Origin of the sequence: Streptomyces sp. NPDC012794 (assembly GCF_042901085.1) — a bacterium.
In the GTDB taxonomy this organism is placed as follows: domain Bacteria; phylum Actinomycetota; class Actinomycetes; order Streptomycetales; family Streptomycetaceae; genus Streptomyces.
The window spans coordinates 287067-298947 of record NZ_JBIBCI010000003.1; the positions used below are offsets into that span (position 1 = coordinate 287067).

Sequence of the window (11881 nt, forward strand, 5' to 3'; positions counted from 1 at the left end):
CCGGGGGTCAGATGGTCGAGGCGTCGATGACGAAGCGGTAGCGGACGTCGCTGGCCAGGACGCGTTCGTACGCCTCGTTGATCTCCTCGGCGCGGATCACCTGGACCTCCGAGCCCAGGCCGTGCCGCGCGCAGAAGTCCAGCATCTCCTGGGTCTCGGCGATGCCGCCGATCATCGACCCGGCGAGGGTCTTGTTGCCGCCGATGACGGAGAACAGGTTCAGCGCCACCGGCTCCTCGGGGGCGCCCACGTTCACGAGTGCGCCGCCCACCCGCAGCAGGGACAGGTAGCGGTCCAGGCCGAGCGGCGCCGACACCGTGGACAGGATCAGGTCGAAGCTGCCCTTGAGCTCCTCGAAGGTGGCCCCGTCGCTCGTGGCGTAGTAGTGGGAGGCGCCCAGCTTCAGGCCGTCCTCCTTCTTGCGCAGCGACTGGGACAGGACGGTCACCTCCGCGCCGAGTGCGGCGGCGATCTTCACGCCCATGTGGCCGAGCCCGCCGAGGCCGACGACCGCGACCTTCTTGCCCGGGCCCGCCTGCCAGTGCCGCAGCGGCGAGTACAGGGTGATGCCGGCGCACAGCAGCGGCGCGGCGACGTCGAGGGAGAGGCCTTCGGGGATGCGAACGGCGTAGTTCTCGTCGACGACGAGGTGCGTGGAGTAACCGCCGTAGGTGGGTTCGCCGTCGCGGTCGAGGGCGTTGTAGGTGCCCGTCGCGCCCTTCACGCAGTGCTGCTCCTGCCCGGCCAGGCAGTACTCGCACTCCCGGCAGGAGTCGACCATGCAGCCGACGCCCACCCGGTCGCCGACCGCGAACCGGGAGACGCCCGGGCCGACTTCGGTGACCACACCGGCGACCTCGTGGCCCGGGACCATCGGGAAGATGCCCTCGCCCCAGCCGTCGCGGGCCTGGTGGATGTCGGAGTGGCAGATGCCGGCGTACTTGACCTCGATGAGGACGTCGTGCTCGCCGACCGGGCGGCGCGGGATCGTGGTGCGCTCCAGCGGGGCCTTGGGGGCGGGGGCGGCGTAGGCGGCTGCCTGGGTAACGGACATGGGGTGTTCTCCTCGGACGAGGACGCCGCGGGGGCCGCGCCGCGTGGTGCGGGCGGCGCGTGCCGTGGCGTCCGTTCTGCGATGTCCCCACGATGCCCCGGTCCGTGCGGCGCACCCAGCCCCCTGCTGAGCCTAGGACTGCCGGACCTACCCCTGGCGGGGTCAGGTTGAGCTCCGTTCCCGGTGCTCCCGGCGGGGATACTTGCGGTATGGACCAGCTTGATCAGCGAGCCGAACTCGGGGACTTCCTGCGCAGCTGCCGCGCGCGGCTGCGCCCCGCCGACGTGGGCCTGCCCGACCACGGCCGGCGCCGCCGGGTGCCCGGTCTGCGGCGCGAGGAGCTGGCGCAGCTGGCCGGGGTGTCGGTGGCGTACTACACGCGGCTGGAGCAGGGGCACGGGCAGAACGTGTCGGCGGAGGTGCTCGACGCCATCGCTCGGGCGCTGCGCCTGAGCGGTACCGAGTCGGCGCACCTGAACCACCTGGCGAGCCCCCGTACCCGCCGGCGCGGCCGCTCCGCCCGGCCGCAGCAGGTCCGGCCGGAGCTGCGCACGCTGCTGGCCGCGATGGAGGGCGTACCGGCGTACCTGGTGGGGCGGCGGCAGGACGTGATCGGCTGGAACCCGCTCGCGGCGGCGGTCTTCGGGGACTTCGGGGCGCTGCCGGTGGCGGAGCGGAACCTGGTGCGGCTGGTGTTCCTGGACGAGGCGACGGCCGAGCTGTACGCGGACTGGGAGTGCCGGGCGTGCGAGGTGGTCAGCAACCTGCGCCTGTACGCGGGCCAGCACCCGGACGACGAGCGGCTGTCGGCGCTGGTCGGGGAACTGTCGGTGAAGAACGAGGAGTTCCGCCGGCTGTGGGCGGCGCACACGGTGGCGGACAAGACGCACGGGGTGAAGCGGCTGCGGCACCCGATCGTGGGCGAGCTGGAGCTGTCCTTCGAGACGCTGACGCTGCCCGACGACCCGGCGCAGTTCCTGGTGACGTACCACGCCGAGCCGGGCTCGCCGTCGGCGGACGCGCTGCGGCTGCTGTCGTCCTGGACGGCGCCGTCGCCGCTGTCGTCCCCGCGGCCCGCCGAGGAGCGGGCGTAGGCCCCGGCGGGGACCGAGGTCAGGGCCGGGGCCTGGGCTGGGGCCCGGGCCTGGGCCGGGGTCAGAGCCTGAACTGGAAGAGGCCCGCGCCGCGTTCGCGGTGGTAGCCGAGGGATTCGTTCACGGCCCGCATCGGGGTGTTCTCGTCCGCCACGGTGGTGCCGATCCGGCGCAGGCCGGGCAGGTGCTCCGCGGCGTACACCTCCATGCGCAGTTTGACCGCGCGGCCCAGGCCGTGGCCGCGGTGGGCGGGTACGACGACGGTGTCGTACTGGAGGGCGCGCGGGCCCCGGGGGTCCGGGAGCACCAGGACGGTGTACGCGGCCACCTCTCCGGCGGGGGTGACGGCCGCGACCACGGTGATCTCGCCGCCCCGGTCGAGGACCAGCCGCTGGGCGCCGCGCACCCGTTCGGCGGTCCAGGGCTGGAAGGTCTCCTCGCTGTCCCCGCTCGGGGCGTCCTCCATGGCGCCGTGGGCGACGGCGGTGGCCGGCGCCCAGGCGTCGGGCACCAGGCCGGGCCAGACGTGGAGCTCGTAGCCGGGGGTGGCGGGGAGCGGCGGGGGGCCGTCCTGGCCGAGTTCGCGTACGTACCAGCCCATGGTGAGGACGTTCTCGAAGCCGAGGGCCTCCGCGAAGGCCTGGCCGGGGCCGCCGAGGTCGGTGACGGTGGTGACGGAGGTGCGGCCCTGGTCGAGGAGCTCGCGGTGGACCCGCTGCCACAGGGCGGTGCCGACGCCGCGCCGGCGGGCGTCGGGCCGTACGGTCAGCTCGTCGAGGAAGGCGGTGTGGGTGTTGCCGCGTTCGGTGAAGAGGAGCAGGGCGGCCTGACCGTCGCCGTCGCCCGCCGTCCAGCGCGCGAGGCGGCCGCGCTGCGGCGGGACCCTGAGCCGTCCGGCGGCTTCGAGGCGTGAGGGGGCGGGCAGCGCGGGCAGGCCGGCGGCGTCGGTGGCGTGGGCGGCGGTCTGGACCGCCCACCAGGTGTCCGCCTCGGCGTCGGTCGGGGGGACGGACAGCGGGCTGATCTTCGTCATGCCAGGACCCTAAGCGCTTCTCCCGTGAACCCGACTGGGCTTTTCCGGCGGCGGGTTGGCGGTTTCCGCCCCTTGGACGCCGGACGGCGGGGAGCCCTTCCGGGCTCCCCGCCGTCCGTTACGTCTCGCGTGCCGTGCCGCGTCGGATCAGGCCGACGGACCGGCCTTCCACTCGGCCCAGGACATGTTCCAGCCGTTGAGGCCGTTGTCGGGCTTGATGGTCTTGTCAGGGGAGTTCACCACGGTGACGACGTCGCCGATGAGCGAGTTGTCGAAGAACCAGGCGCCGGGCTGGTTGGGGTCGTTGGCGCCCTTGGCGTCGTTCAGGCCGACACAGCCGTGGCTGGTGTTGACCTTGCCGAAGATCGAGTCGGCGCCCCAGTAGTTGCCGTGGATGAAGGTGCCGGACGTGGACAGCCGCATCGCGTGCGGGACGTCCTTGATGTCGTACTCGCCCTTGCCCTCCTTGTTCGTGAAGCCGACGGTGGACCCGTCCATGCGGGTCTCCTTGAACTTCTCGGAGATCACCATCTGGCCGTTGTAGGTCGGGTTCTCGGGGGAACCGGCCGAGATGGGGATGGTCTTGAGGACCTGTCCGTCACGGGTGACCGTCATCGTCTTGGCCTTCACGTCGACGGTGGAGACCTGGCTCCGGCCGACCTTGAAGGTGACGGTCTTGTTCTGCGCGCCGACGATGCCGGGCGCGCCCTGCACGCCCTGGAGGGCGAGCTTCAGGGTGACGGTGGAGTTCGCCTGCCAGTACTGCTCGGGGCGGAAGTCGAGCCGCTGGTTGCCGAACCAGTGGCCGACGACCTCCTGGCCGCTGCTGGAGCTGACGCTGATGGCCGCCTGGACGGCCTTCTGGTCCTTGATCGGCTTGTTGAAGGTGATCGAGACCGGCATGCCCACGCCGACCGTCTCGCCGTCGTCCGGGACGAAGGAGCCGATGAAGCTGTTCTCCGGGGAGAGGGTGGTGAAGGTGGCGTTCTCGTGCGCCTCGCGCCCGGCCGCGTCCTTGGCGGTCGCCGTCAGGGCGTACTTCGTGGAACGCTTCAGGGCGGCGTCCGGCTTCCAGCTCTTGCCGTCGCCGGCGATCTTGCCGGCGACGGGGGTGCCGTCCGAGCTCTTCAGCTCGACCTTGGTGAGCGTGCCATCGCTGACGGCGACGTTCGTCCCGTCGTTCAGCGGGACGTTGGCGGAACCGTCCTTGGGCGTGATGGCTATTCGGGCCTTGGAGGCGTCCTTGGCCGCTGCCGCGTCGACCTCCGCCTGTGACTTGCCTGCCTCGGCGCTGCCCTGCGGCTTGTCGGCACCCCCGTCGTTGCAGGCCGAAAGCATCAGTACGCCACCGAGCACGGCGGACACGGCCACCAGGGACCTTCTCCGTCGCATGCTGTACGTCCTCACACGTCACTCCATCGTTGCCGGAAACCCCGGGCTGCTATCCCGGGGTCGGGCCGGGCAGGGGGCGTCGCCCCCCGCTCGTCCTGACAACGCGTTAACGACGCGGTTCGGTTCCACATTCCGTTCGAATGTGCGCAACCCCACGGTCAGGCGTTGTCGGCCCCTTCCTCGAAGTCTCCATCTTCCTCGTCGAGGTCCCACTCCAGGGAGTCGGGGTCGTATTCGACCGGTTCGCTGCTCCAGGAGGCCTGGGCCAGCTCGACGCCGGTGAGCTCGGCGACCAGGTCGGTGGGGTCGACGAGGTAGGCCAGCGCCTCCGCTTCGTCCTCCATGACGGCCGATTCCGCGTGCGCCCGCTCCTCGTCCGGCATGAACTCGTCGGCCTTGATGTGGGCGAGGGCCGCGCCGGTGAGGGCGTCGGAGTCCGACACCTCCAGCACCAAATCCACTCGAAGCCGTACGTATCGTGATTCATCAGAAGGGTTCATACGACGGAGAGTAAGCCCGCGACAGCCTCGACTTTCCCGCGACCCGCCCCTTTCACTAGCATCTGCGCACACGGCCAATTCGCTGCTTCCGCAAGGGGGATCGCACCGTGTCCGCACGTCGGCCTCTGCTCACCGCTCTCGGAGCGACCACCCTCCTCGCCGCCCTCTGGTTCGTCCCGTCGGCGAACGCCACCGCCCCCGGCCTGCCGGAGGGCACCTCGGGCGGCGCACCCGCCGCCGCCAACACCGGAACCGTCTCGGGCACCAGGAACGACCCCGGTGCGGGTACGGGTACGGGAACCATCGCCGGCGTCCCCGGCGTCACCGGTGTCTCCGGCGTCGCCGACCGGCGGCCCGCCGGTGTCACCGTCCTCTCGCTGGCCGACACCGGCAGCGTGGACACCACCCCGTACGTGCTGGGCGGCACCCTCTGCCTGGGACTGGGGGCGGGCTTCGTCACCTACTCCGTACGCCGCTCCCGCAGCCTGTAGGCACGGCGAAGGGCCGCACCCCGGCGGGGTGCGGCCCTTGCGCTCGGGCGCCGGTCCGTCAGGCCAGCGGACCCGTCACCGGCTCCACGGCCGCAACGAGGCCGCCCGCGCGGACGAAGGCGTCGGCGGCGGCCAGGTCGGGCGCGAGGAAGCGGTCCGGGCCGGGGCCCTCCACGCCCGCCGCCCGCACCGCCGCGATGGCGGCCTGGCTGGCCGGCGCCGGGGTGAGCCCGTGGCGCAGCTCGATGGCGCGGGTGGCCGCGTACAGCTCGATGGCGATGATCCGGGTCAGGTTGTCGACCGCGGTACGCAGCTTGCGCGCCGCCGACCAGCCCATGGAGACGTGGTCCTCCTGCATGGCGGAGGAGGGGATGGAGTCGGCGGAGGCCGGCACGGCGAGCCGCTTCATCTCGCTGACCAGGGCGGCCTGCGTGTACTGGGCGATCATCAGGCCGGAGTCGACGCCGGCGTCGTCCGCGAGGAACGGCGGCAGGCCGTGCGAGCGGTTCTTGTCGAGCAGGCGGTCGGTGCGCCGCTCGGCGATGGAGCCGAGGTCCGCGGCGGCGATGGCAAGGAAGTCCAGTACGTAGGCCACGGGCGCTCCGTGGAAGTTGCCGTTGGACTCCACGCGGCCGTCGGGCAGGACCACCGGGTTGTCGACGGCGGCGGCCAGCTCGCGGGAGGCGACGAGGGCGGCGTGCGCCATCGTGTCGCGGCCGGCGCCGGCGACCTGCGGGGCGCAGCGCACGGAGTAGGCGTCCTGCACGCGCGGGGCGGACTCCTCCTGGAAGTGCCCGGTCAGTCCGGAGCCCTTCAGCACGGCGGCCATGTTGGCGGCGGAGGCACCCTGGCCGGGGTGGGGGCGGATGGCGTGCAGCTCGGGGGCGAGCACCTTCTCGGTGCCGAGCAGCGCCTCCAGGGTGAGCGCGGCGGTGATGTCGGCGGAGGTGTAGAGCGTCCGCAGGTCGGCGAGGGCCATCACCAGCATGCCGAGCATGCCGTCGGTGCCGTTGAGGAGGGCGAGGCCCTCCTTCTCGCGGAGCTCGACGGGCTCGATGCCGTGCTCGGCGAGCAGCTCTCCGGCGGGGCGGACGGTGCCGTCGGGGCCTTCGGCGTCACCCTCGCCCATGAGCGCGAGGGCGCAGTGGGAGAGCGGCGCGAGGTCGCCGGAGCAGCCGAGGGAGCCGTACTCGTGGACGACGGGGGTGATCCCGGCGTTGAGCAGGTCGGCCATGGTCTGGGCGACCGAGGGCCGCACGCCGGTGTGCCCGGAGGCCACGGTCTTCAGGCGCAGGAACATCAGGGCGCGGACGACCTCCCGCTCGACGCGCGGGCCCATGCCGGCGGCGTGCGAACGGACGATGTTGCGCTGGAGCTGCGCGCGCAGCTCGGGGCTGATGTGCCGGGAGGCGAGCGCCCCGAAGCCGGTGGAGACCCCGTAGACGGGCTCGGGCTTGGCGGCGAGCGCGTCGACGATCTCACGAGCGCGGCCGAGCGCTTCCAGCGCCTCGGCGGACAGCTCGACGCGCGCGTTGCCGCGGGCGACGGCGATGACGTCCTCGGCGGTGGTCCCGGACGTCCCCACCACGACAGTGTGCATATCCATATTCAGCACCCTACGGACTGAATCCCTTCATGTCACCCCTCTGATTCCCAGCGCCCGAGCCGCACCCGCCCAGCCCCGCCGACGCTTGACGCGCACCCACCGGGCGCACCACCGCTTGAGGCCCGGGGATCCCGCCCCGCCGACGTTCGAGGCGCACCCACCCCAGCCCGCCGGCGTTTGAGACGCGGGGGTCCGGGGGCGGAGCTCCCGGCAGGGGTCCGGGGGCGGAGCCCCGGGGAACGGGCGAAGGGCGGCTAGGGGACCGGCCCGCGCAGCGGCACCCGCAGCCCGGCACACCCGCGCCGCCGGCCCGGGGGCGAGCACGCCGACCCGCCGCCGGCCCGGCGACCGGCACCCGTACCGGCCACCCGCCCGGCTCACCGCCGCCCGCGGAACCGCCTCCGCTCCCCCGGCAGCTCCCGCGCGGCAGCCGCATCGGCCATCCGGACCACCGCCGTATCGCGCCCCGCGACCACCGGCCCCGCCGACCTCGCCGCCTTCGCCTTGTACTGCGCGGCGTCCGCCAGCCGGAACAGCCGCCGCGAGGACTTCACCGGCCCGATCGGGTCCCCCGTGGAGGCGACCCCGCACGCCACGCCCTCCCCCAGCTCCAGCTCGGCGGCCCGCCGGCACACCTCCCCGGTGACCCGGACCACCTCGTCCGCCGACGGCCCCACGCTGACCAGGCAGAACTCGTCCCCGCCCAGCCGCGCGACCAGCGCCCCCGCCAGCATCGCCCCGCACAGGCTCAGCACCGACCCGAACCGCTCCAGCAGCTGGTCGCCCGTCGCGTGCCCGAGGGTGTCGTTGACCCGCTTGAGGCCGTTCAGGTCGCACACCACCAGGCTCACCACCGCCCCGCTGCGCCGGTGCTCCTCCAGGGCCTCGTCGAGCCGCATGTCCACGGCCCGCCGGTTGGCCAGGCCGGTCAGCGGATCGGTGAAGGCCAGCCGCCGGGCCTCCTCCAGGCGCTCGTTCTGCGCGAGCCCGGCCGCCACCACCGCCGCCAGTACCGCCGCGAAGTCGGCGTCGTCCTCGTCGAAGTCCGGCAGGCCCTCGTCCCGGGCCACGTACAGCTCGCCCCAGGCCCTGCCGCTGAGGACGATCGGGGCGACCACACACGTACCGCGCCCCCGCCGGCGCAGGGCCTCGCCGCGCCGCCCGGGCCGGTCGCCGACGGCGCTCTCCACCCAGGGGTGCGGGCCGCCGCCGCCCGCCCAGCGCGCGTGCAGGAACTCGGCGATCTCGGGGAAGTCGTGCACCGGGTAGGACTCGTCCTCGGGGAACTCCTCCTCCCCCGGCCGCAGCTCGCCCTCGTTGACGAGGACCCGCAGCCGGCCCCGTTCGCGTTCCCAGGCGGAGATCGCGGCGAACGAGCCGTCCATCGCCAGCCGGGCGCTCCGGGCGGCGGCCCGGACGCTGTCCCGTGGTGCGCAGGCCGCCGCCATGGCCTGAGCGAGGCCTACGACGGCCCGCAGCCGCCCGTCAACTCCCATCACCCCACACTAGGGACTTTTATCCGATTAAGTGATGATGGACGCCCCTCCGGGTGATCCTGGACCGCATCCGCCGGCCGGGCGGCCCACCGGCCCGCCGGCCCCCGCCCTACTGCCCCGGCCAGTTCGGCTTGCGCTTCTCGTTGAACGCCGCCACGCCCTCCGCCCGGTCCCCGGAGAAGGCCACCGTCCGCCAGGCCGCGTCCTCGATCTCCAACCCGGCCGCCAGGTCCATCCCGTGCCCGAGCCGCAGCGCCCGCTTAGCAGCGCGCAGTCCCACGGGGGAGTTCGCGGCCATCGTCAGCGCCAGCTCCAGGGCCCGCGTACGGTCCTCTCCCGCCGGGGCCACCTCGTCGACCAGGCCCAGCGACAGCGCCTCGGCGGCTTCCACCCGGCGGGCCGTGAAGATGAGCTCCGCCGCCCGCGCCGCGCCGACCCGCCGCGGCAGCAGCTGCGTACCGCCGCCGCCCGGGATCACGCCCACCGACACCTCGGGCAGTCCGACCACGGCCGTCTCGTCGGCCACGATCACGTCGCAGGCCAGCGCCAGTTCGAAGCCGCCGCCCAGGGCGAAGCCGTGCACCGCCGCGACCGTCGGCATCGGCAGCTCCAGCACGCCCCCGTACGCCCCCCGGGTGGTGGGCCGCTGCCGCACCAGCTCGGCGTCGGACAGCGAGTTGCGCTCCTTGAGGTCCGCGCCCACGCAGAAGGCCCGCTCGTGGGTGGAGCTCAGTACGACGACCCGTACGCCGGGGTCCGCGGCGAGCGCGTCGCACGCGGCGGAGACCGAGCGGGCCATCTCCGTCGAGACGGCGTTCATCGCCTTGGGGCGGTCCAGCACCAGCTCCGCGACCACCCCGCCGTCACCGTGCCGCCGTACCGCCACGAACTCCCCGAAACGGCTCTCGCTCACGCCCACGGCGCACTCTCCCCGCAAATGGTTAACGAACGTTACCCGGGGATCCTAGGTGTCCGCCGCGTCAGCGACCAGGGCTCCACGACGCCCAGTCCGCGCACCGGCCGCTGCCACATCGGCTGGAGCGCGAAGCGGTAGGCGCCGCCGCCCTCCTCGGTCTCGGCGTCCTTCTCGGACTTCGGCGCGGCCCCCGTCCGGCTCAGCTCCTCGGCCATCGCCCCGTCCACCAGTACGGCGTCCTTGGGGGCTATGGAGGTCAGCCGGCTGGCCAGGTTCACCGTGGTCCCGAAGACGTCGCCCATGCGGGTCGTCACCGTCCCGAAGGCGATGCCCACCCGCAGCTCGGGCATCTGCGGGTCCGCCTCCATCGTCTCGATCAGCCGCAGCGCGATCTCCGCCGCCGTCGCCGCGTCGTCGGCGCAGTACAGCACCTCGTCGCCCAGCGTCTTGATCAGCCGGCCGCCGTGCGCGGCCACCAGGTCCGCCGCCGTCGTCTCGAAGGCCTCGACGAGCTCGCCGAGCTCCTCCTCCTCCAGCCGGCGCGTGAGCCGGGTGAAGCCGACCAGGTCCGCGAAGCCCACCGCGAGGCGCCGGTCGACCATCTCCTCGTCGTCCGCGACCTGCACCACGCGGCCGGTCGCGGCCGCCAGCTGGCGCCGCCACACGTAGACGAGGAACTCCTCCAGCTCCGGCAGCAGCAGCTCGACCAGCGGGTAGGTGACCTCCGTCCGGGTCATGCCCGGCTCCGGCGGCTCCGTCAGCCCCTCCAGGAAGGAATCGATCTGCCATTCGGCCAGCCGGGCGGTGGTCTGCCCGGTGGACCGCGCCACCTGCACCGCCATCGGCTCGCTCAGCAGCCCCGCCTCCACCAGACCGGCCAGCCGCCGCAGCGCCAGCACGTCCGCCTCCGTCAGGGCCTTCGCCTGCCCGATGTCCGCGAAGCCCATGGCCCGCCAGAAGCGGGAGGCCAGCTCCATCGACACCCCGGCGCTGCGGGCCGCCTGGAACGGCGTGTACCGCCGCTCGGCGCCCAGGATCAGCTGCTCCAGGCGGATGGCGAGCGGGTCGGCCGTCGGCTGGGCCGCGTGGTCGACCTCGTGAAACGGGGCGTGCCGGTCCCGCCCGATCGGGGTGCCCGGACCGCCCGCCGGACCGGACCCGGACGGGCTGGACGCAGAGTCGTCGACGGTCAAGGGCCGCCTCCTGTCCATTCCGTGCGCGCTGCCGAACCGGGTGATCACCGGGAGGACCGGGATCGCCTAAACCATACGGCAGGTGTGCCGTAGCTCACTCCCCCAGTTCCGGCCCCGGCTCCGATCGAGCCACCCCGGCCCCGCCGGCGTCCGCGACGGGCCCCGGCGGCGGCCCGCGGGAGGTCCGGGGGCCGGAGCCGGGCCCGCGGCGGCACCCGGACCCGCCTGCCCCTCGGACCTAGCGCACCGACCTCAGGTGGACCACGTCCCCCGCCCCCACCGCCTCCCGGGCGTCGTCGGCCGTGCGGATCACCAGCCGCCCGTCCGCGTCCACCGCTTCGGCCGTTCCGGTGAGCTCGCGCCCGCCCGGCAGGTCCGCCCGGACATGACGGCCCAGCGTCGCGCAGCCGGCCGCGTACGCCTCTTGGAGCCCGCTGTCCGCCGGGTCGCCGGCGGCGTCGCGCCAGCGCCCGTACCACTCCTCCAGCGACCGCAGCACGGCCTTCAGGAGCGGCTCCCGGTCGGTCACCGCCGCCTTGGCCAAGGTCAGCGACCCGGCGCCCGGTACGGGGAGCTCGTCCTCCGTGAGGGTGACGTTGAGGCCGATCCCGAGGACGACCCCGCCCTCGACCCGCTCGGCGAGGATGCCGCCGGCCTTGCGTTCCTCCCCCTCCACGCTCACCAGCAGGTCGTTCGGCCACTTGAGCGCGGTGTCCACGCCGGCGCCCCGCTCCAGCCCGGCCGCCGTGGCCACCCCGGCCAGCAGCGGCAGCCAGCCCCACCGCTCCTGGGGTACGTCCGCCCCCGGCTTGAGCAGCACGGAGAAGAACAGCCCCGACCGCGGCGGAGCCACCCAGCTGCGGTCGAGCCGGCCCCGTCCGGCGGTCTGCTCCTCGGCGACCAGCACCGCGCCCTCGGACAGCGCGCCGGACCGCGCCGCGAGATCGGTGTTGGTGGACCCGGTGGCGGCGACGACCTCCAGGGAGGTCCACAGGCCGTCGGGGCCGACGAGCGCCCGCGTGAGGGCGGTGGCGTTCAGTGGCGGGCGCTCCAGGCTCGACCAGCGTCCCGGGCCCGCTCCGGCTGAAGCATCTTGTGGAGTCATG

The 11881-nt window shown here is 73.7% G+C and carries 11 protein-coding genes; 2 read left to right on the plus strand and 9 right to left on the minus strand.

Annotation, left to right across the window (positions count from 1 at the left end; translation table 11 throughout):
- Nucleotides 1-7: 7 nt before the first annotated feature.
- Entirely contained in the window at nucleotides 8-1054 is a 1047-nt protein-coding gene (locus ACFY7H_RS07385) for an NAD(P)-dependent alcohol dehydrogenase (protein ID WP_388934426.1), read from the minus strand.
- Nucleotides 1055-1263: 209 nt separating this feature from the next.
- On the opposite strand from ACFY7H_RS07385, the gene ACFY7H_RS07390 reads away from it, so the two are divergent.
- Nucleotides 1264-2148 carry a helix-turn-helix domain-containing protein gene (locus ACFY7H_RS07390; RefSeq protein ID WP_388934429.1) on the plus strand — a complete coding sequence of 295 codons (885 nt, stop codon included), beginning with the start codon at nucleotides 1264-1266 and terminating at the stop codon, nucleotides 2146-2148.
- A 61-nt stretch (nucleotides 2149-2209) separates the two neighbouring features.
- Here the strand turns inward: ACFY7H_RS07390 and ACFY7H_RS07395 are convergent, their stop codons facing one another.
- From ACFY7H_RS07395 to ACFY7H_RS07405, 3 genes are all read right to left on the minus strand, one after another.
- Nucleotides 2210-3181, minus strand: coding sequence for a GNAT family N-acetyltransferase (locus ACFY7H_RS07395; RefSeq protein ID WP_388934431.1), 972 nt, complete (start codon nucleotides 3179-3181; stop codon nucleotides 2210-2212).
- A gap of 147 nt (nucleotides 3182-3328) precedes the next feature.
- Nucleotides 3329-4573 carry an Ig-like domain-containing protein gene (locus ACFY7H_RS07400; protein ID WP_388934433.1) on the minus strand — a complete coding sequence of 415 codons (1245 nt, stop codon included), beginning with the start codon at nucleotides 4571-4573 and terminating at the stop codon, nucleotides 3329-3331.
- A gap of 158 nt (nucleotides 4574-4731) precedes the next feature.
- Nucleotides 4732-5016, minus strand: coding sequence for a hypothetical protein (locus tag ACFY7H_RS07405; protein WP_388934436.1), 285 nt, complete (start codon nucleotides 5014-5016; stop codon nucleotides 4732-4734).
- A 164-nt stretch (nucleotides 5017-5180) separates the two neighbouring features.
- On the opposite strand from ACFY7H_RS07405, the gene ACFY7H_RS07410 reads away from it, so the two are divergent.
- Nucleotides 5181-5564 (plus strand): hypothetical protein, encoded by a 384-nt coding sequence (locus tag ACFY7H_RS07410; RefSeq protein ID WP_388934439.1) that lies wholly within the window; start codon nucleotides 5181-5183, stop codon nucleotides 5562-5564.
- Between the two features lie 58 nt (nucleotides 5565-5622).
- Here ACFY7H_RS07410 and hutH read toward each other — a convergent pair whose 3' ends face one another.
- From hutH to ACFY7H_RS07435, 5 genes are all read right to left on the minus strand, one after another.
- A complete protein-coding gene (gene hutH, locus ACFY7H_RS07415; protein ID WP_388934997.1) occupies nucleotides 5623-7164 on the minus strand; it encodes a histidine ammonia-lyase in 1542 nt (513 codons plus the stop codon).
- A gap of 383 nt (nucleotides 7165-7547) precedes the next feature.
- Nucleotides 7548-8666, minus strand: a complete 1119-nt coding sequence (locus ACFY7H_RS07420) for a diguanylate cyclase domain-containing protein (protein WP_388934443.1) — start codon at nucleotides 8664-8666, stop codon at nucleotides 7548-7550.
- A 109-nt stretch (nucleotides 8667-8775) separates the two neighbouring features.
- Nucleotides 8776-9579, minus strand: coding sequence for an enoyl-CoA hydratase/isomerase family protein (locus ACFY7H_RS07425; protein WP_388934446.1), 804 nt, complete (start codon nucleotides 9577-9579; stop codon nucleotides 8776-8778).
- Between the two features lie 38 nt (nucleotides 9580-9617).
- Nucleotides 9618-10775: an adenylate/guanylate cyclase domain-containing protein gene (locus tag ACFY7H_RS07430; RefSeq protein ID WP_388934448.1), complete on the minus strand. Its 1158-nt coding sequence runs from the start codon at nucleotides 10773-10775 to the stop codon at nucleotides 9618-9620.
- A 238-nt stretch (nucleotides 10776-11013) separates the two neighbouring features.
- The gene (locus ACFY7H_RS07435) at nucleotides 11014-11880 is read right to left on the minus strand and encodes a biotin--[acetyl-CoA-carboxylase] ligase (protein ID WP_388934451.1); all 867 of its coding nucleotides are present in this window, start codon (nucleotides 11878-11880) and stop codon (nucleotides 11014-11016) included.
- Between the last annotated feature and the right edge of the window lies 1 nt (nucleotide 11881).